The sequence below is a fragment of the Arthrobacter sp. 05T410 genome (genome assembly GCF_056396505.1).
In genome coordinates this window covers 140,697-161,028 of sequence record NZ_JBFTLP010000004.1, presented here as the reverse complement: position 1 = coordinate 161,028, position 20,332 = coordinate 140,697, and the positions used below count along the sequence as shown (strand labels likewise).

Annotated in this window: 15 protein-coding genes; 6 read left to right on the top strand and 9 right to left on the bottom strand. The window is 66.2% G+C overall.

Going from position 1 to position 20,332, the window contains the following annotated elements:
• The first annotated feature begins 3 nt into the window (after positions 1-3).
• Positions 4-993: a M56 family metallopeptidase gene (locus AC1DFR_RS07590; RefSeq protein WP_223917105.1), complete on the top strand. Its 990-nt coding sequence runs from the start codon at positions 4-6 to the stop codon at positions 991-993.
• A 104-nt stretch (positions 994-1,097) separates the two neighbouring features.
• Here AC1DFR_RS07590 and AC1DFR_RS07585 read toward each other — a convergent pair whose 3' ends face one another.
• Both AC1DFR_RS07585 and AC1DFR_RS07580 read right to left on the bottom strand, forming a co-directional pair.
• Positions 1,098-2,624: a M20/M25/M40 family metallo-hydrolase gene (locus AC1DFR_RS07585; RefSeq protein ID WP_476859818.1), complete on the bottom strand. Its 1,527-nt coding sequence runs from the start codon at positions 2,622-2,624 to the stop codon at positions 1,098-1,100.
• Between the two features lie 169 nt (positions 2,625-2,793).
• Positions 2,794-4,902 carry a DNA gyrase/topoisomerase IV subunit B gene (locus AC1DFR_RS07580; protein ID WP_018772397.1) on the bottom strand — a complete coding sequence of 703 codons (2,109 nt, stop codon included), beginning with the start codon at positions 4,900-4,902 and terminating at the stop codon, positions 2,794-2,796.
• 250 nt (positions 4,903-5,152) lie between these two features.
• Here AC1DFR_RS07580 and AC1DFR_RS07575 point away from each other — a divergent pair, with 250 nt between their 5' ends.
• Positions 5,153-5,374: a DUF7455 domain-containing protein gene (locus AC1DFR_RS07575; RefSeq protein WP_026266251.1), complete on the top strand. Its 222-nt coding sequence runs from the start codon at positions 5,153-5,155 to the stop codon at positions 5,372-5,374.
• A 257-nt stretch (positions 5,375-5,631) separates the two neighbouring features.
• Here AC1DFR_RS07575 and AC1DFR_RS07570 read toward each other — a convergent pair whose 3' ends face one another.
• From AC1DFR_RS07570 to AC1DFR_RS07540, 7 genes are all read right to left on the bottom strand, one after another.
• Complete coding sequence (locus AC1DFR_RS07570; protein WP_476873087.1) at positions 5,632-6,969, bottom strand: RNA polymerase sigma factor; 1,338 nt, start codon at positions 6,967-6,969, stop codon at positions 5,632-5,634.
• A gap of 284 nt (positions 6,970-7,253) precedes the next feature.
• Positions 7,254-8,825, bottom strand: coding sequence for a DUF4192 family protein (locus tag AC1DFR_RS07565; RefSeq protein WP_476873086.1), 1,572 nt, complete (start codon positions 8,823-8,825; stop codon positions 7,254-7,256).
• Positions 8,826-9,000: 175 nt separating this feature from the next.
• Positions 9,001-9,879 (bottom strand): hypothetical protein, encoded by an 879-nt coding sequence (locus AC1DFR_RS07560; protein WP_476857964.1) that lies wholly within the window; start codon positions 9,877-9,879, stop codon positions 9,001-9,003.
• Positions 9,880-9,969: 90 nt separating this feature from the next.
• Entirely contained in the window at positions 9,970-10,626 is a 657-nt protein-coding gene (locus AC1DFR_RS07555) for a response regulator (RefSeq protein WP_476859821.1), read from the bottom strand.
• Complete coding sequence (locus AC1DFR_RS07550; RefSeq protein ID WP_476873085.1) at positions 10,623-11,882, bottom strand: sensor histidine kinase; 1,260 nt, start codon at positions 11,880-11,882, stop codon at positions 10,623-10,625. The genes AC1DFR_RS07555 and AC1DFR_RS07550 overlap by 4 nt, the downstream gene beginning before the upstream one ends.
• Positions 11,883-11,996: 114 nt before the next feature.
• On the bottom strand, positions 11,997-13,328 hold the full coding sequence (locus AC1DFR_RS07545) for an MFS transporter (protein WP_223917111.1): 1,332 nt from the start codon (positions 13,326-13,328) through the stop codon (positions 11,997-11,999).
• A gap of 34 nt (positions 13,329-13,362) precedes the next feature.
• Complete coding sequence (locus AC1DFR_RS07540) at positions 13,363-14,301, bottom strand: proteasome assembly chaperone family protein (protein WP_476850450.1); 939 nt, start codon at positions 14,299-14,301, stop codon at positions 13,363-13,365.
• A 374-nt stretch (positions 14,302-14,675) separates the two neighbouring features.
• Between AC1DFR_RS07540 and AC1DFR_RS07535 the strand changes: the two genes are divergently transcribed.
• From AC1DFR_RS07535 to AC1DFR_RS07520, 4 genes are all read left to right on the top strand, one after another.
• Complete coding sequence (locus tag AC1DFR_RS07535; protein ID WP_476873084.1) at positions 14,676-16,202, top strand: leucyl aminopeptidase; 1,527 nt, start codon at positions 14,676-14,678, stop codon at positions 16,200-16,202.
• A gap of 267 nt (positions 16,203-16,469) precedes the next feature.
• The gene (lpdA, locus tag AC1DFR_RS07530; RefSeq protein WP_018772391.1) at positions 16,470-17,855 is read left to right on the top strand and encodes a dihydrolipoyl dehydrogenase; all 1,386 of its coding nucleotides are present in this window, start codon (positions 16,470-16,472) and stop codon (positions 17,853-17,855) included.
• A 126-nt stretch (positions 17,856-17,981) separates the two neighbouring features.
• The gene (gene sucB, locus AC1DFR_RS07525; RefSeq protein ID WP_476873083.1) at positions 17,982-19,763 is read left to right on the top strand and encodes a 2-oxoglutarate dehydrogenase, E2 component, dihydrolipoamide succinyltransferase; all 1,782 of its coding nucleotides are present in this window, start codon (positions 17,982-17,984) and stop codon (positions 19,761-19,763) included.
• 150 nt (positions 19,764-19,913) lie between these two features.
• Positions 19,914-20,264, top strand: coding sequence for a hypothetical protein (locus AC1DFR_RS07520; RefSeq protein ID WP_018772389.1), 351 nt, complete (start codon positions 19,914-19,916; stop codon positions 20,262-20,264).
• Positions 20,265-20,332 lie beyond the last annotated feature (68 nt).

Here is a 20,332-nt window from a genome sequence, read left to right as displayed (position 1 = left end):
CCGATGTTCTGGACCTCATATTTTCTGGCGGTCCTGGCGATAGCATTGGCGTGGCCGGTGCCTGTCCTCCTCTCCCGTGCCCAGTGGCCGGCCCGCTCCCCCTTCACGGCGATGCTGTTGTGGCAGGCGATCGCGCTGGCCGGTGGCCTGTCCATGATCGGCGCCATGCTGGTTTACGGGCTCGAGCCGGTCGGGGACAACCTGCTCTCCGGCCTGCGGGCGCTGGCTGGCATGGTCTTCCACAATGCCCCCACCACGGAACTGGGCTTCTGGCACATCTTTGCGCTCTCGGCCGCGGCCCTGCTGACGGCGCACCTGGTATTTACCCTGCTGCTGACCTACTACAAGATCCAGCGCCAGCGCCGCCGCCACCGCGAGCTGCTGGACCTCCTGGCGTCGCCGTCCTCCGACGGCCCGGGGACGATGGTCCTGAACGTGGACTCGCCGGTGGCGTACTGCCTGCCCGGCGGCGCACGGTCCGTGACGGTTCTCTCCGACGGCCTCATGGCCGCCCTGGAGCCCGATGAGTTGCGTGCCGTGCTAATTCACGAGAACGCCCACCTGAGCCAGCGCCACCACCTCCTGCTGTGGGCCTTCGCCGCGTGGCGCCAGGCGCTGCCGTGGCTGCCCACCACCCGGCTGGCGCAGGAGTCGGTCAACTCCCTGATCGAGATGCTGGCCGACGACGTCGCGCTCAAGACGGAGAGCAAGGCGACCCTGATCAGGGCGATTGCCATTGTGGCCAGCGGGTCCCCGGCCACCCCCGCGGTGCGCCTGGCGTTCGGCGAGCCCGGCGTGGCCGACGGCGACCCCAGCCAGCCCGGCGCCACCGGAGGCAGCGGCTCGGCGGGCACGACGGCGTCACGCGTCAGCCGCCTGCTCTCGCCGCAGCCGCCGTTGTCGGAACCGCTGCGCGCCGCTGTCCTGGCCTGCTGCGTGCTGCTCCTGGCCGTGCCGACGGCCCTGCTGCTGGTCCCCGGCCTGCTCGGCTAACTCCGGCCCCCTGCCACTCCTGTCATCCGGCCCCCCACGCCGGACCGCCCCGCCACAGGAACGGCGGAGCGGCCGGTTTCGCGCCAGGATAGCCATCTGCGCCGCTATTTCAGCAGCTTGCTGGCCTTGAATTGCAGGTCGACGTTGCCGGACCCGTTGCCCTTGGACGTTCCATTGATCGCCGAGGTGGTCATGGCGAAGGTCAGTGTCGAGTGGGCGATCGCGTCGGCCATTTGCTCCAGCACAGTGGTGTTGACGTTGGCGAGAGTGTCGCAGGCCTGGTGGTAGCAGGCGTCATGAGCCACGTTTGGTGTCCCGCCGAACACTGCCGCTTCCGCCACCGTCTTAAGGTCTTCCGCGCCGGTGAACAGGCCACCCGCCGGAATCCCGTTGTTGATGAACCCGGAGTAGTCCGAGCGCCCGTCGAACTGCGTCGGCGCAGTAGGCAGGTTCTGGGACTTGAAGTAGTCCAGGAAGACCTTCTCGACGAGCCCGGAGCCATTGGGGCCCTTCGTGCCGAAGGAGGAGCCGTCGCCGTCGTAGACGAACCGCACAAAGTTCGGCGAGCCGACCATGTCGAAGTTGAGGTTGACCGCGTGCGCCTTGATCTGGCTCGCCGTCAGCTGGGATGTGTAGAAGTCGGAGCCGACAAGTCCGGGCTCCTCCCCTCCCCAGAAGGCGAAGCGGACCCTGTTCACGGGGGTCTGGCCCGACGCCTTCAGCTGGATCGCCGTCTCGAGGATGGAGGCTGTCCCGGTGCCGTTGTCGTTGATGCCCGGCCCTTCCGGCACGGAATCCAGGTGCGCCCCCACCAGGACGGTGCGGTCCGCGCGTCCGCCGGTGTCGGCCAGGATGTTGAACGAGGTCAGCTTGGTGACGGTGGAGTTCACGGCGAGGTGCATGCTGACGCCGTTCAGCCCGGCGAGTTCGGCGCCGGTGGCGAAGCTGGTGCTGACCACCGGGATACCTGCCTGAGGCGCGTCCAGCGTGCCGCCGAAGAGGGCAAAGCGCTCGTCCGCCGGGTCCGCATTGCCCTGGTTGAAGATGATGACGCCGGCCGCCCCGGCCGCGGCGGCGTTGTCCGCCTTGATCCGGAAGGTGCAGGTGCCGCGCTGGATCAGGGCGATGTTGCCCGCCGTGAACCCGCCGAAGTCGGCTGCCTCGCAGCCGCTGGTGGAGGCCCGGTCGCCGGCCAGATTGATGTCGACGGCGCTCAGCGGGGCCGTGACGTTGCCGGAACCGGAATAGTTCATATCGAGGAAGCCGTCCGGGGCGTCATAGGCGTAGGTCCGCGGGGATGGCGAGAGGCGCTCCATCGACGCCGAGACGGTGTCGTAGCGCTCGTAGGGGAAGGTTTGGCGGACCGGGGTGTAGCCGGCGGCCCACAACTTGCGCTCGATGTACCGGGCGGAGGCTTCGTATCCCGGAGTGCTGGCAGCCCGCGTGCCACCGTTGGCGTCCGCGACGGCCTGGAGGGCCGCGAGGTGTTTCATGATGTTTGTTGCCGACACGGCAGCGCGCAGGGGTGCCGTGTTTGTTCCGTTGTCAGCGAGTGCGGGCGGCGCAAGGCTGGCCGCCAGTCCGATCGAGGCGGCGATGGCCGCACGGCGGATATTCCGGCGTTGCTTCATAGGGTTCTCCTGGATTCGGCTGCGGAATCCAATCCGGGCGTCCTTGCCCGCAAGGGTGAGATGAAGCTATCGGAAGCACCTTGGGCAAAGGTTGAGAGAACCAGACGCCGGCGAAGCAGCCGCGACGGCACAGATTTCGGTCGCCGGGCCCGTCCCCGCCGGCGGAACGTCAGGCGTCGATGCGCTCCCGGTCCAGATTGGCGGCGCCTGCAATGATGAAGTCCTTGCGCGGCGCCACGTCCGAGCCCATGAGGAGGTCGAAAGTCTCTTCGGCCTGCTTGGCGTTCTCGATCCCGACCTTGCGGAGCGTCCGGTGTCGCGGGTCCATGGTGGTTTCGGCCAGCTGTTCGGCATCCATTTCGCCCAGCCCCTTGTACCGCTGGATCGGCTCCTTGTAGCGCTTGCCCTCTTTGGCGAGCCGCGCCAGCAGGACATGGAGCTCAGCCTCGGAGTAGGTGTAGATCATCTCGTTGGCCTTCTGGCCGGCGTTGACGACCTCCACACGGTGCAGCGGCGGGACGGCGGCGAAGACGCGCCCCTCGTCGATCATCGGACGCATGTAGCGGAAGAAGAGCGTCAGGAGCAGGGTCCGGATGTGGGCGCCGTCGACGTCGGCGTCGGTCATCAGGATCACTTTGCCGTACCGGGCGGCGCTGATGTCGAACGTGCGGCCGGAACCGGCCCCCACCACCTGGATCAGGGCAGCGCACTCGGCGTTGGAGAGCATGTCCCCCACCGAGGCTTTCTGGACGTTGAGGATTTTGCCGCGGATCGGCAGGAGCGCCTGGAAGTCGGAGGACCGCGCCAGCTTGGCGGTGCCGAGCGCGGAGTCACCTTCGACGATGAACAGTTCGGAGCGTCCGACGTCGTCGGTACGGCAGTCGGCCAGCTTGGTGGGCATGGAGGAGGTTTCCAGCGCATTCTTGCGGCGCTGGGTTTCCTTGTGGACGCGCGCCGAGATGCGGGACTTCATCTCGCTGACGATCTTTTCCAGCAGCAGCGCGGACTGGGCCTTGTCGTTGCGGTTGGCGGAGGTCAGCTTCGCGGTGATCTCCTGTTCCACCACCTTGGCCACAATGGCCCGGACGGCGGAGGTGCCCAGGATTTCCTTGGTCTGGCCCTCGAACTGCGGTTCGGCCAGCCGGACGGTCAGGACCGCGGTCAGGCCGGCGAAGATGTCGTCCTTTTCAATCTTGTCGTTGCCGGCCTTGAGCTTGCGGGCATTGGTCTCCACGGCCTTGCGGAAGGTCTTGAGCAGGGCCTGCTCGAAGCCGGACTGGTGGGTGCCGCCCTTGGGCGTGGAAATGATGTTGACGAAGGTCCGGACCGTGCTGTCGTAGCCAATCCCCCAGCGCAGCGCGACGTCGACCTCACAGTCGCGTTCGACCTCCGCGAGCTGGCTGTGGCCCTTTTCGTCGAGGACGGGGACGGTTTCCTTGAATTTCCCGGCACCGTGGAGGCGCCAGATATCCGTGACGGCGGGGTCGGCGGCGAGGAAGTCGACAAATTCGGAGATGCCGCCGTCGTGGTGGAAGACCTCTTCATGCGGGCCCGATTCTCCGGGCGTGCCGGCAATCCTGCGTTCATCCCGGACCGTGAGCTTCAGTCCGGGGACCAGGAACGAGGTCTGGCGGGCACGCGCGGCGAGGTCATCGTAGGAGAATTTGGCGTCGGGCGTGAATATCTGCCGGTCCGCCCAGTAGCGGATCCGGGTTCCGGTCACGCCGCGCTTGGCCTTGCCCACGACATCGAGCACAGAGCCGTCGATGAAGGGTTCGAACAGGGTCGCGGGGTCCGGCTTGGTGCCCGGATCCTTGAACCGGCCCGGTTCCCCCCGGCGGAAGGACATCTTGTACGTCTTGCCGCCTCGGTCCACTTCGACGTCGAGGCGGGCCGAGAGCGCGTTGACCACCGAGGCGCCCACGCCATGCAAGCCGCCGGAAGCGGTGTAGGAGCCGCCGCCGAACTTTCCGCCGGCGTGCAGTTTCGTGAAGACGACTTCGACGCCGGTCAGCCCGGTTTTCGGTTCGACGTCCACGGGGATGCCGCGGCCGTCGTCGTGGATCTCGACTGAGTTGTCCGCGTGGAGGATGATCTTGATGTCGTGGCCGAAGCCGGCGAGGGCCTCGTCGACGGAGTTGTCGATGATTTCCCAGAGGCAGTGCATGAGGCCGCGGGAGTCCGTGGAGCCGATGTACATGCCCGGGCGCTTACGGACTGCCTCGAGGCCCTCCAGCACGGAGAGGTGCCGGGCGGTGTAATCAGAACTGGGTGCCACGGGTCGTGAACTCCTTAAAGGATCGGGACAGCCACCGCAGCGTGCGCAGGCGGCAGTCACAGAATTTGACGCACTTCCTAGGTTAGTCGGACTCCGGGTGATCGACGGTCTGCCACTCCCCGCGGGGGCTCTCCGGCCACCCGCCGTTACTGAGACGTGATACGCGGACAGCGAAAGTAGGCCATCCGTGCCATGGTTTGGCCACGAATGCTGGTTATATAGGTATACCGATCTACTAAGGAGGCCGAACATGACAACAGCAGTTGCGGACCGCACACTGACCGCCGCAGACCGGTGCGATCGTTGCGGAGCACAGGCATATGTCCGAGTTGTTCTCGGTGCCTCCGGCGGTGAGCTTCTTTTCTGCGGCCACCACGCACGCGCCGTAGAACCGACCCTCAAGCCGCTCAGTTCAGACTGGCATGATGAGACTGACCGCCTTCACCAGAAGGCCCCGGTTCCGGTCGACTAGACCGCACCGGTTTCAGCCCGGCACCCTACAGGGTTCCGGGCGACCTGAGACCACTGCATCAGGGCCCCTCCATACCGGAGGGGCCCTGATTCGTTAAGTGCTGTTTCGTCAGGTGCCGGGTCGGTTAAGTGCCGTGCACCCGGCTGCGGCGGCAAAAAGCAATGCGGGGTCCCTTCCTGCCCGTTCCTCCGGTGAGGATGGGCGGGAAGAGACCCCGCATTGCTGAGAACCTTTACCCGGTCTGCGACCAGTGGCGCTTAGTCCAGGTAGTCGCGCAGGACCTGTGAGCGCGACGGGTGCCGCAGCTTGGACATGGTCTTGGATTCGATCTGGCGGATGCGCTCACGTGTCACACCGTAGACCTTGCCGATTTCGTCTAAAGTCTTCGGCTGGCCGTCGGTAAGGCCGAAGCGCATCGCTACCACGCCGGCTTCGCGCTCGGAGAGCGTATCCAGCACCGAGTGCAGCTGTTCCTGCAGCAGGGTGAAGCTCACGGCATCCGCGGGAACCACGGCTTCGGAGTCCTCGATGAGGTCGCCGAATTCGGAGTCGCCGTCCTCGCCAAGCGGGGTGTGCAGCGAGATGGGCTCGCGGCCGTACTTCTGGACCTCCACGACCTTTTCCGGGGTCATGTCGAGTTCGAGGGCCAGCTCCTCCGGGGTGGGTTCGCGGCCGAGGTCCTGCAGCATCTGGCGCTGGACTCGGGCCAGCTTGTTGATGACTTCCACCATGTGCACCGGGATGCGGATGGTGCGGGCCTGGTCAGCCATGGCGCGGGTGATCGCCTGGCGGATCCACCAGGTGGCGTAGGTGGAGAACTTGAAGCCCTTGGTGTAGTCGAATTTCTCCACCGCACGGATCAGGCCCAGGTTGCCTTCCTGGATCAGGTCCAGGAACAGCATGCCGCGCCCGGTGTAGCGCTTGGCCAGCGAGACGACGAGGCGGAGGTTGGCCTCCAGCAGGTGGTTCTTGGCGCGCTTGCCGTCGTGGATGACGAATTCGAGCTCGCGCTTGAGTTTCGGGTCCATGGTGCCGTCGTCGGCTGCGATCTTTTCTTCAGCGAAGAGACCGGCCTCGATCCGCAGGGCCAGGTCTACTTCCTGTTCGGCATTCAGCAGGGCGACCTTGCCGATCTGCTTCAGGTAGTCCTTGACGGGGTCGGCGGTGGMGCCGGCAGACATAACCTGCTGCACCGGAGCGTCGTCGTCGTCGGCGTCGGAGTAGACGAAGCCGGAGCCGGTGGTGGCCGCGGCCTTGCCGGCGACTTCCTCGCCTTCTACTTCGTCGCCGAGCTCGGCGGCGTCGGGCGTGATGTCGTCGAGATCCTCTTCGGCGTCGACGTCATCGTCAGACGTACTGGCAGAGTTGCCGGCGGCTTCTGCCGCGGCTTTCGCGCCGGGCTTGGGCCCGCGCTTCTTGGGCTCAGGCTTGGCGACTCCGGTTACGGTGTCGCCACCCTCTGCGGAAGCGGCGTCCTTGACAGCCTTGTTGGCTGCGCGCGTGGCGGCGCGCTTGGCGTTGGTCGCCGCCTTCTTCTCCTCAGGGGACAATTCGGCCTGGTCGGCGGGTTCCTTCTTCGCGGAAGACGGGGTCACTGAAAACCTTTCTAGCTGCGGTCTGCGGAATCACCATACGGGCAACACCACTATGACCCTGTCAAGTCCGTGTTCAACATCAGGTGCAACCACGACCAGCAGAGCCACTTAGTAGAACTGCTGGCGCGGCCTTAATGTTCCCTGTTTCCAAGGAACATTTAGGGCACTTGATACACGGACCCAACCGGGTCTCGGCAACCATTGTCTCACGGTTTTCAGGCCGGGCGCCTTTCGCGACGCCGGGTCGACGATATCGCGGCGGCTTCGCCCGCCGCGTCAGGACCTCATGCCGCGTCCGGGGCAAACTTCTGCCAGGCCGCCTCCCGCCTGGCAGCCCAGCCGCAAAGGGTGCCGCGCCGGCCAAGCTCTGCCAGCAGTTCCGCGAGCCTGTACCCCGGCTGGCCCTGCAAGGCCTGCCGGTAGAGCGCGTCGGCGTAGGAGCCGCGGCCACGGCACCATTCGATCCAGCCCCGCGCCGTCACGGCGGCCGCCGTTGCCTCCCCGTCACCAAGACGGCCAAGCCGTTCCAGGACCCGCTCGAGCCCGACCATCAGGGTCCAGTCCGGAACCGACGGCGCCAGTCCGAGCAGGACTTCCCCGTAACCGGGAACAGCCCCGGCTGCAGGCACGGCGCCGCCGGCGGACCCGCCGCTGCCGGGTGCCACCGGCAGGGGTATCCGCGGAGCGGACTTGGACCGGGAAGTGCGGCCGGACATTGGACCCGGCAGGGGGCTGGGCGTGGGTCGGAGCCGTGAGGCGGGCGTGTTATCGGGGAAAGCGGCGGACCCGGGGTCCGGGTCGAAGATACCGAAGTCCTCGGCGCCGCGTTCGGCCGCAGACCGTCCGGCGGCCGCCATCACCAGGACCGCATCCCGCCATGACGGAATGCACAGGCTGGCCCGCAGGTAGCCGGCGAGTTCCGGTGAGAGCTGAAGCGGCCGGCCAATGGTCCAGGGATCGGGCGTCCCGGAGCCGGTGGTTCCGGCGTCGGTCCCGGAGCCGGTGGTTCCGGCGTCGGTCCCGGCGTCGGTGGTTCCGGCGTCGGTCCCGGCGTCGGTGGTTCCGGCGTCGGTGGTTCCGGCGTCGGTCCCGGCGTCGGTGGTTCCGGGGTCGGGGACGGCACCCCTAGCCACGTCACCCGCGGTGGGGACAGGAAGGTGCTCCTGGCCAATGGCGGCCTGCATGGCCATCATCCAGACGTCGAGGACCTGGTCGAATTGGGCCCGGTCCCGCCGTCGAGGAGAGAATTGCTCCGCCCAGCCGCACTCGGCAAGGCTCACCGCGGGGTCCACCGGCAGCGGCGCCGGGGTGGTCCCCTGGGCGCCGGGGACCGCGCCGACGCTGCTGCCGCGGTAGACCATCTCGGCGTTGAGCCTGCTGTTCCTGATCTGTTCGACCGGACGGCCGGGCATCCCACAGCATTCCGGATCGCTGCAGTCTGCGTTGCGCCAGAACTCAGTACCGATAATCCAGGCGTCCCTCACGGGCAATCCGGCTGCCTCAAGGGCAAGCTCGAGTTCTTTGAGCAGGTCCGCCCACGCATGGCCGTCGCCGGCGCTGTCCGTCTGCGTATCGGCGCCGGCCTCAGCGTCAGTGAAGAAGGCCAGCAGCGAACCGTCAGCCGCGTCGTCCGCCTGCAGATAGGCCACGACATTCCGGGCAAAACCGGCCAGCATGTCCCTCCGGCCTGAGCCGCCTCCGGGCACGGGGAGGTCGACCCGCAAGGTGGCTCCGAGGCGTTTCCCCTGCAAGGTCATGGCCACGAGGCTGTCTTCCGGCCAGTAACCGAGGGAGTGCGGGATGAAGCCCAGAATGTCTTCGGGGCCGGTAATTCTCAGGTGATCGGGAGCTGTCATAAGTCCAGCTTCGCGGCGGCTGCGTCCCCGGCGACAGTACCGGGTTGCGCTATGTGGATAACCGCGACGAAGTCGGAACCACTATGGCGGAACCAGCGCCAACGGGCGGTGTCCTCCCCCCGCCCCCCGAATGCTGACAGGACGCCGGCCTTTCGCCAAACCGCACTAAATCGCACTATTTCGATGCAGTGGCCTCCACCGTTGCCGCGTTCGCGTCCGCGGCGCGGCGAATCTCTTTGACCTTCGCGATCTGCGGGGCGAGTTCCTGCATGCGGGTTGTCAGGTATTTGTCCAGGACTTTGTCCAGGGCAGCGTGGAACCCGGTCTTGTCCCGGCAGACGGCGTCGGTCACGGCGATTCTGAACTCTTCCTGGCCGCCCGCAGTTTTACCGGCATCGGCGGCCTGCCCCGGGTTAGAAAACGAGGCGTAAGGGGTTTCCTTCATGCAGGCCGCCCAGTCAGCGACTGCTTTGGTAATGCCCGAGTCGCCGGAGGCGGACAGGGCGGCCGGGAAAAACCAGTTGGAGGCGATGCCGGTGGCGAGCATGTAGTTTTCCGCGCTGCCGTAGATCTGTGTCATGGCTTCGCCGCGGCATCCGCCGGAGGACGTTCCCATACCGTCCACCGTGGTCATTGACGCGGTGTCCCCGGGCCCGGTGAGTGCCTTGGTGAAGGCTGGATTGGCGAAGAGTTTGCCGTCTGCGGACCCGGGAGCCGGCTCGTGAGGTCCCTGCGGTCGGGTGCTGGCGTAGCCGCTGGCTTTGGCGGCGTCGACCGTGAGCCGTTTGAATCCGATGGCTCCGTTGAGGTCCATAGTCGTCTCGGAGGCGGGCGGTGTGTAGTCGAAGCCGGCCTTGGCCATGCAGCGGCGGACAGCCTCCTGCATGCCCTTTTCGGCTATCGGATCTGTTGAGGCGTAGGCCTCTGCCTGGCGGATGATCCCTGGGACGGGCTCCGGGGACGCGGTGACCGACGCGGCCGGGATGGCGGCCGCGGCCAGGGCGGCGCCGGTGCCTACGATCAGCACGGCAGCGCCGAAGATCTTCTTTTTCATGGTGGCTCCTTCGGTTGTTTTGGGCAAAGCGGTGGCTGTCCTTCCCGTATTGGGACGGCGTCGGAGGGTGGGGCGGTGCTGTTGTGAGGGCTAGTTGAGGACGTTGTTTTCGTAAGCGAAGGCGACGAGCTGGATGCGGTTCTTCAGCTTCAGTTTCGCCAGGATGCTGCCGACGTGGGATTTCACAGTGGCTTCGCTGAGTACCAGTGAGGCCGCGATTTCGGCGTTTCCCAGCCCTTTGGCGGTAAGGAGAAACACGTCGCGCTCCCTTCCGGACAGGTCTGCCAGCGCGGCGTCGTTCCCGGAAGAGGGCGTGGTGTAGTCGCGTAGCAGTTCGTTGGTGATGGCCGGAGCGATGACTGAGTGCCCCGAGTGAACCGTTCGGATGGCGGCCAGCAGGAAGTCCGGTGTGGTGTCTTTGGTCAGGAAACCGGCGGCGCCGGCCTGGATGGCTCGGACGACGGCTTCGTCATGCTGGATCGTGGTCAGCACGATGATTTTGGTGGCAGTTCCAGTGGACTTTTCCAGGATCGTCCTTGTGGCCGTGATGCCGTCCATGACAGGCATGCGGATGTCCATGAGGAGCACATCAGGGGAGGTCTCCTGCACGAGTTCGACGGCGGCCTCTCCGTTGACGGCTTCGCCGACAAGGTCCATGTCCGCCTGGCTGCGCAGAATCATTTTGAGCCCGGCGCTGAACAGCGGCTGGTCATCGGCCAGGGCAATCCGGATCGGTGTGGTCGTCATGGCTGTGCTCCCTCCAATGAGCGCAGGCGGGGCCCGTTGGAGGCGGCCGCTGCCTGCTGCCTAGGTCCGGCCGACGGGAGGAAGGCCAGTACTTCGAAGGTCTCTTCGCCGCGGACTGTTTCCACCCATCCGCCGGCGGCTGCGGCGCGGGCTTTCATTCCTGCTATTCCGCGGCCCGATGGGGTGGCCTTTGTCGTCGCGGCCGGGCTGGTGATCAGCGAGGAGTTGATGCGGAGCTCAAGGGATCCTGCCGTCCACACCAGGTGCAGGTGCGTACCCTGGCTCCGGTCTCCGTGCTTGAAGGCGTTTGTGAGGCTTTCCTGCGCCAGGCGGTAGACCGTTAGCTGCTGGGCGGCGGTCATGTCCCATGGCTGGCCCGTCGTTTCGATCGTGACCGCCATGCCGCTGGAGCTCAGACGGTCGGCAAGAATCACCAGGTCTTCAATTTTGTGAGTCGGTTGGTTGCTGAGCTCCGTGGAGAAGCCTTCGATGAGCCGGCGCGTTTCGACAAGGGCGGTCCTCGCCGATTCGGCGATGACCTTGGATGCTTCTTCCACGGTTTCCGGTTCTGTGCGGTGGATGAAGCGTATTTCGTCGGCCTGGGCCACGATGACTGTCAGTGAATGTGCCAGGACGTCGTGGAGCTCCCCGGCGATTCTGTTGCGTTCTTGTTCGATGGCGAGTTCGCTCGCGGTCTCCCGCAGCCGTGTTTCCGCCGCGAGCTGCGCCCTTCGGCTCCTCGAGGCGTTGTTTACTGCCACACCGACGGCCCAGGCGGCGAGGTTCAGGGCGGCGAAGGCTCCAAAGATCAGAAAGGCGTAGGTGAGGGTTCGCAGTAATCCCCTGCCGTAGATCGGGCTGGCGAAGATGATGTTGATCCAGGTCTGGTCGGTGAACCAGTTGACGGTGATGATGCCGGCAAATACGACAGCAGCAACGGGGAGGACCCACCGGTTCCGGGCTTTCCAGCCGATGACGGCGACAAAGATGACCACCGGAACGACAGCGTAGCTCAGCACGCCCGAGAGAAAGACCAACGGGAAAACCTTCAGGCTCTGCAGGGCCAAGGCGGCGAAAACCAGCCCCACGGCAGCGGCCGGCAGGACCTCGGCCACAGCGACGCCGGTCAGGAGCGCCAACAGAAGGGCGCTGTTCTGGTCGAAATGTCGCTCCTCCAGGATAAAGAGAGTCCCCAGAAGCAGCACGGACGTGGCCGGTGCCGCGAGGAGCCTCAGAGACTGGATCGGTTTGAACATGCCTTCACCCTAAGCTGGCGTCCACATCTCCAACGCTCGTTCTAAGTTAGTTCAACCCCGATAATGAACAACTTCAGCCATACGGATGACCGATCAGCCCGGCCCACCACATATTCAGGGCGTGCGGCGGCGCTCCGCGACCAGCCTGCGCTGCTCGGCCAGGGACTTGAGCAGCGGCGGAACCATGACTCCCTGGGCCGCCATTTGGCGCCGGACCTTCCGCCGGGTCACCACGATGGCTCCTGCTCCCCCGGCCAGCAGCAGGAACTGCACGCTCAGGGCCACGCGGAACGGATCCAGGCCGTAGAGCTCCCCCTGCGAGAACCCGGTGGCATGCAGGACGTCGAGCACCAGCCCGATTAGGTAAATGGACACGAGCGCGGCGATGAAGCCGCCCACGTTGACGATCCCGGTGGCGGTGCCGAGCCGGTGGGCCGGGTTGAAGGTCCGGGCGAAATCGAAGCCGATCATGGAACCGGGGCCGCCGACGGCGAGGGTCACCACGAGCACGGCCAAGAGCCAGAGCGGCGCTCGTCCCGGCACCAGCAGAACCGCCGCCCAGGCGGCAGCGGTGCATCCGGAAATGAGCAGCACCATGGTGGAGCGCCGCAGCGGATGCCGGGCAACGAATCTGCCCATCAGCGGTCCGGCGGCGATGGCGCCGGCGACGTACAGCGCCATGAGGGCCGAGACCGTGCCGCGGTCCAGCCCCTCGGCCGAAATCAGGAAAGGGTAGCCCCACGTCATGGCAAAAACCGTGCCACTGAACTGGACGGTGAAGTGGCTCCACAGCCCGAGCCGGGTCCCGGGTTGCCGCCAGGCGTGACCCAGCGAAATGCCGGTGGCGCGCAGCCCCTGTGACTGTGCCGGTGCGGAGTGCCCAGGTGGAAGGTCCTGGAGCAGGATAAGCACCAGCACGACGGCGAGGCCGGACATCGCGGCGAGCGTCAGGAAGGCCGGCGTCCACCCCGCGGAGTGCAGGATCATGGCGAACGGCACCACGCTGAAGAGCTGGCCGAGCTGGCCGGACATGCCGGTCAGCTGCGTCAGGAGCGGGACGCGCCCCGGGGCGAACCAGAGCGGGATGAGCCGGATGACGGAAATAAACGTCATGGCGTCACCGGCGCCCACCAGGACGCGTCCCAGGACTCCGCCTGGTATGTTGTCGGCAAACGCCAGCTGAAGCTGGCCGAGTCCCATCAGGACACCACCGCCCGCCAGCATCGCGCGGGAGCCGAACCGGTCCACCAGAATCCCCACGGGAATCTGCAGCGCCGCATAAACCAGCAGCTGCAGCACGGTGAAGAAGGAGATCTCCGCGGCGCTGGCGTGGAAGCGTTCCGTTGCCTCCAGGCCGACCACACCGAAAGAGGTCCGTTGGCTGACCGCCACGAGATAGGCGAAGATCCCGACGATCCAGATCAGCCAGGCGCGGGGAGAGGTCACTCCCCCATTATGCCCGGTTCATGATAAATAGTATTTATTCGCCGGGTTCTTTACGGGCCAGGTACGCCTCGACGGCGGCACCAAGGGCGTCGGCATTGGGGAGCTGGTCGTTCTCATCAGCCAGCAGCGACCTCCGGACCGTCCCCTCGGCCTTTTCGTCGTACCGGGTCTCCAGCCGTGAGACCACCTGCTGGACCTCCTCGGATGCCTCGATCTGCTCGGCTATCTGCCGGCCCACCTCGCGTCCCGCCTCGCGCAAACGATCGGTCGGCAGCATGAGCGACGTTGCCGCGCCCAGGTACTCGAGCCCGGCCACGGCGGCCGTGGGGTACTCGGCTTCGGCCAGGTAGTGCGGCACATGGATCACATAGCCGGCGATGTTCCGGCCGGCCTCCGTCAGCCGCAGCTCCAGGATGTGGCCCACCGCGGCTGGCACCTCCACCGTGGGCTTCCAGACCGAGATTCCCTCGATCAGCTCCGGCCGGTTGCCGTGCACGGTCACACCGACCGGCCGGGTGTGGGGCACGGGCATCGGGATCGAATGGATCCAGGTGACGAGGTTGACGTCGAGCTCTTCGACGAGGCCGACGACGGCGCGAGCGAAGCGCTCCCATTGCAGGTCCGGTTCGAACCCCGCGAGGAGCAGGAACGGGCTGCCCAGTCCGTCGACCAGCCGGTAGAGGGCCAGGCTCGGTGCCTGGTAGTCCTGCAGGTGGTCCTCGACGAAGCTGACCTGCGGGCGCCGGGACCTGTAGTCGATCAGCTGGTCGGCGTCGAACTCGGCGATCATCTCGGTATCGAGCGTGTCCAGCAGTTCAGCGGTGATCTGCCGGACCACGTGGCCCGCGTCGGCGAAGCCGGTGAACCCCATGACGAGGTTGAGTCCGCGCAGTTCGGTGCTGGAGAACAGCGCGTCATCACGGATATAGAGCGACTGGGGATCCAGCAAAGAGCCGGAAATCCGTTCAATCACGGCGTGTTCCTTTCACGAGGGCGGCGGTGGGAGAAGCGGGGCGCAATCCGCCATTCGGGCGGCGCCTGGCAGAACGGCCAGTCAGGCGGATCCTGCCGGCCAGTCCCATGGAGCACTCACCGCTCGCAGCGTCTCTACCAATACAACGCCCCGGCGCCCGGGCTAATTCCTGCCCGGGGTGTGCTCCAGCTCTCATTCGATTGAATTTCCGCACGGTCTAGAGACTACGATCGGTGATGGCCCTAGGGCTTGTTTTGCAGACACCGGGTTGCGTCCCAGACCGACGGCGCCCCGGGATCCGTGGCAGGACGCCAAACATGCAGTTCCTGCCGAATATCACCGAGAACCATCACAGAGAATTGAGGACTGTCCTCGTGGTCAAGAATAGTGAAGTCAAACTTAGTGCAGTCGCAGGGGATTTGAAGAAGTCCCCCAGCGATGCCCTCGTCATCGGCGTCGGACAGGGTCCTGACGGCCCCGTTCTGCTCGACAATCCGCTGACGGCCAAGGCCGCGGAGGCCCTGGCGGAATCACTGAGCGTTCTTGGCATCACCGGCGCGGCGGACCAGGCTCACCGGCTGCCCGGCCTGCCCGAGGCGGGAGCGACCATCCTGCTGCTCGCCGGCGTCGGCAAGCTTTCCGCCACGCAGCCGCTCTCCGAGGAGGCACTGCGCCGCGCCGCCGGCTCGGCCGTCCGCCAGCTGGCCGGCGTCGCCACCGTCACCCTGGCCCTGCCCACCACCACCCTGGCCGAGGTCGCGGCGGTCGCCGAGGGCGCCGCGATGGGCGCCTACTCCTACACGGAGTTCCGGTCCTCCAAGGACGGGCTCAAGGACCCGGTGAAGAACGTCATCATCCGCACCGACTTCGCCACGGACAAGGCGCTGGTGCCGGTCCTGAACCGGGCATCCCTGATCGGCACGGCCGTGAACGCGACCCGCACGCTGGTCAACCAGCCGCCGAGCCACCTCTACCCCGAGTCCTTTGCCGACGCCGCCAAGGAACTGTCCAAGGGCCTGCCGGTGAAGGTGACCGTCTGGGACGAGAAGCGTCTTGAGAAGGAGGGATTCGGCGGCATTCTTGGCGTCGGCAAGGGCTCCACCCGGCAGCCGCGCCTCGTAAAGGTCGAATACGCCCCGGCGAAGGCCACAGCCAAGATCGCCCTCGTGGGCAAGGGCATCACCTTTGACACGGGCGGCATCTCCATCAAGCCGGCCCTGGGCATGGGCGACATGAAGTCCGACATGGCGGGTGCCGCCGTCGTCCTCAACACCGTCCTGGCCCTCGCGGGCCTCGGGCTGCCCGTCAAGGCGACCGCGTGGCTCTGCATCGCCGAGAACATGCCCTCCGGCGCTGCACAGCGCCCGGCGGACGTTCTGACGATGTTCGGCGGCAAGACCGTCGAGGTCCTCAACACCGACGCCGAGGGTCGCCTGGTCATGGCCGATGGCATCGTCGCCGCCAGCCAGGAATTCCCGGATGCCATCATCGACGTCGCAACCCTCACCGGCGCCCAGCTCATTGCTCTGGGCGACCGCACGGCCGGCGTGATGGGTTCCGACTCCCTTACCGGCGCCATCAAGACCGCCGCGGACCGGGCCGGCGAGCTCGTCTGGCCCATGCCGCTGCCGGAAGAACTCCGGGCCAGCCTCGACTCCCAGGTCGCCGACATCGCCAACATTGGCGAACGCCACGGCGGCATGATGACGGCGGCCGTCTTCCTGCGCGAGTTCGTCGGCAAGGGCAAGGACGGGGAACAGATCCCATGGGCGCACATCGACATCGCCGGCCCGTCGTTTAACAACGGCAGCCCCTACGGCTACAACCACAAACAGGGCACGGGCTGCACCGTCCGCACCTTGGTGGCCTACGTCGAGGACATCCTCACCAAGACCGTCTAGCGCGCATCGCGGCTTTGTGGCCGGGGCGGCGATGCCTTCCCGGCCACAAAGGCGCGTGACACTGGACACAAGCGCTCCACAAACGCCATGGCAAGATGGAGCATGTATTAGTGGTTCGCTAAGGTAAACCTTGTTTCCCAGAAGCAGACCCCAATGTAGTAGTCACAAATGAAAGGGAACCGGCCGGCTGGCACAATCACAGCAGACAGGTTCCAAGACCAGATGATGCGTACTCTCGTGTCATCGTTCACGCGAGGGAGCGTTTTAGTGGCCGATCAGGCAACTGCGCAAGAATTCGACATCCTGGTACTCGGCGGCGGCAGCGGCGGCTACGCCACCGCACTGCGTGCTGTCCAGCTTGGCCTCACCGTCGGCCTCATCGAAAAGGGCAAGCTCGGCGGCACGTGCCTCCACAACGGCTGTATCCCCACCAAGGCCCTGCTGCACTCGGCAGAGCTGGCGGACCACGCCCGCGACTCGGCCAAGTACGGCGTCAACGTGACCCTTGACAGCATCGACATCACGGCTGTCAACGCTTACAAGGACGGCATCATTGCCGGCAAGTTCAAGGGCCTGCAGGGTCTGATCAAGGGCAAGAAGGGCATCACCGTCATTGAGGGTGAAGGCAAGCTTCAGGGCACCGACACCGTCGTCGTGAACGGCACCGCGTACAAGGGCAAGAACATTGTCCTCGCGACCGGCTCTTACTCCCGCACCCTGCCGGGCCTGGAAATCGGCGGCAAAGTCATCACCTCCGACGAAGCCCTCACCATGGATTACATCCCCAAGAGCGCGATCATCCTGGGCGGCGGCGTAATCGGCGTCGAGTTCGCCTCGGTCTGGAAGTCCTTCGGCGTCGACGTCACGATCGTCGAAGGCCTCCCGTCGCTGGTTCCGAACGAGGACGCCACGATCGTCAAGGCCTTCGAGCGAGCCTTCAAGAAGCGCGGCATCAAGTTCTCCACCGGTGTCTTCTTCCAGGGCGTCGAGCAGAACGACGACGGCGTCAAGGTCACCCTCGTGGACGGCAAGACCTTCGAGGCCGACCTCCTGCTTGTTGCTGTGGGCCGCGGCCCCGTCACGGCGAACCTCGGCTACGAAGAGGCCGGGATCACGATCGACCGCGGCTTCGTCATCACCAACGAGCGCCTGCACACCGGCGTCGGCAACATCTTCGCCGTCGGCGACATCGTCCCCGGCGTGCAGCTGGCGCACCGCGGCTACCAGCAGGGCATCTTCGTCGCCGAAGAGATCGCCGGCCTGAAGCCGGTCATCGTCGAGGACGTCAACATCCCCAAGGTCACCTACTCCGAACCCGAGATCGCCACCGTCGGCTACAGCGAGAAGGCCGCCAAGGAGAAGTTCGGCGAGGACCAGATCCAGACCCAGGAATACAACCTGGCCGGCAACGGCAAGAGCTCCATCCTGGGCACGTCCGGCCTGGTCAAGCTGGTCCGCCAGAAGGACGGCCCCGTCGTTGGCGTCCACATGATCGGCGCCCGCATGGGCGAGCAGATCGGTGAAGCACAGCTGATCGTGAACTGGGAAGCCTACCCGGAGGACGTGGCCCAGCTGGTCCACGCCCACCCCACCCAGAACGAATCCCTGGGCGAGGCGCATCTGGCGCTGGCGGGCAAGCCCCTCCACGGCTAGCAGCTCCGCCCGCACCACCGCATGAACTCAGAGCTTGGTGCACCCGGCCCGAAAAGCCGGGTGCACTAAGCTCGACCAAGGCAGCAATCATCCGCACTAAAGATCAATAAGGAGAACGGGGACGACATGTCTGAATCCGTTAACTTGCCCGCCCTCGGTGAGAGCGTCACCGAAGGAACCGTCACCCGCTGGCTCAAGCAGGTCGGTGACCGGGTAGAGGTGGACGAGCCGCTGCTCGAAGTCTCCACCGACAAAGTAGACACCGAGATCCCCTCTCCGATCGCCGGCGTGATCGAGGAAATCCTCGTCGCCGAGGACGAGACCGCTGAAGTTGGCGCCCCGCTGGTCCGTATCGGCTCCGGCGACGCCGCCCCCGCAGAGGCTCCGGCCGCAGCCGCCGAAGAGGCACCGGCTCCCGCCGCAGCTGCGCCGGCCGCAGAAGAGGCTCCCGCGGAGGCTCCGGCCGCCGAGGCCCCTGCCGCCGCTCCGGATTCTGCTCCGGATTCTGCTCCAGCGGGGGAAGGACACGACGTCACGCTGCCTGCCCTGGGTGAAAGCGTCACCGAAGGCACTGTGACCCGCTGGCTGAAGAGCATCGGCGACACCGTAGAGGTCGACGAGCCGCTGCTCGAGGTTTCCACCGACAAGGTCGACACCGAAATCCCGTCCCCGGTTGCCGGAACCCTTCTGGAAATCCGCGTCAACGAGGACGAGACGGCCGAGGTCGGCTCCGTCCTGGCCGTCATCGGTTCCGGCGCAGCGGCACCGGCCGCACCGGCGCCCGCCGCGGCCCCCAAGCAGGAAGCAGCACCGGAAGCTCCCAAGCAGGAAGCGCCGGCCGCCCCCGCACCGGCAGCAGCACCGGAGGCTCCCAAGCAGGAAGCTCCCGCAGCCGCTGCTCCGTCAGCTCCCGCCGCTCCCGCCGCTCAGGCAGCTCCCGCGCCCGCGGCAGCAGCTGCCGCACCGGCAGAGTCCGGCTACGTCACTCCCCTGGTCCGCAAGCTGGCCAACCAGCAGGGCGTCGACATCGCGGCCCTCACCGGCACCGGCGTCGGCGGCCGCATCCGCAAGCAGGACGTGCTGGCAGCTGCCGAGGCAAAGGCAGCACCGGCCGCCTCCGCACCCGCGGCAGCCCCCGCCGCATCTGCGCCGGCAGCCGCGGCATCCGCAGGCGCAGCGTCCTCGCTGCGCGGCACCGTGCAGAAGGCCCCGCGCATCCGCCAGGTCATTGCCCGCCGCATGCGCGAGTCGCTGGACATCTCCACCCAGCTGACCCAGGTCCACGAGGTCGACATGACCAAGGTTGCCAAGCTGCGCGCCAAGGCCAAGAACTCCTTCCAGGCCCAGAACGGCTCCAAGCTGACCTTCCTGCCCTTCATCGCCAAGGCTGTTGCCGAGGCCCTGAAGCAGCACCCGAAGGTAAACGCCTCCTACGACGAGGACAAGCAGGAGATCACCTACCACAACGCCGAGCACCTGGCGATTGCGGTGGACACCGACAAGGGCCTGCTGGTTCCGGTCATCTCGGACGCCGGCAACCTGAACCTGGCCGGCCTGGCCGGCAAGATCGCCGACGTCGCCGACCGCACCCGCAACGGCAAGATCGGCCCGGACGAGCTTTCCGGCGGCACCTTCAGCATCACCAACATCGGTTCGGTGGGTGCCCTGTTCGACACCCCGATCATCAACCAGCCGCAGGTTGCCATCCTCGGCACCGGCGCGATCGTCAAGCGGGCCGTAGTGGTCGCCGACGAGAACGGCGATGACTCGCTGGCCATCCGTTCGATGATGTACCTCTCCCTGACGTACGATCACCGCCTGGTCGACGGCGCCGACGCAGGACGCTTCCTGCAGACGCTGAAGGCACGCCTTGAGGAAGGCGCCTTCGAGGCCGACCTCGGACTCTAGGTCTAAAAGCGCACACCGACGGCGACGGCGGTGCGGGCTCCGGTGGGAACCACCGGGCGCCCGTGCCGCCGTCGCCGTTTTTGCTGTTCCGCCCCGGGGCCGCGGCGGGTCCTACTACGGTGCGTAGAAGACTCTGGCTACACTGATGCCATGAACATCGTCTATAACGTCATGGTCTTCCTGCACATCATCGGCGCCGCCATGATTGTCGGCATCTGGATCGGCCAGATGAAGAAGCCCACCGTCCACCCGCGCCAGTTCGACGGCGCGATGCTGCAGCTGATCACGGGCATCATCATGATGGGGCTGATCCCGGCCCTGGACATGAACGCCAACTACGCCAAGCTCGGGGTCAAGCTTGTCATCGCCCTGATCGTCGGCGTCCTGGCCTTCATTGGCCGCCGCAAATACAAGAAGGGCGAGCCGATCAGCAAGGGCCTCGCGAACAGCGTTGGCGGCCTGGCACTGCTCAACGTCGCGATCGCGACCCTGTGGCAGTAACCGGCTGACTGCACAGGCCATGACGGCGCCGCTCCCCCCGCCGGGGTGCGGCGCCGCCGTCGTTTAAC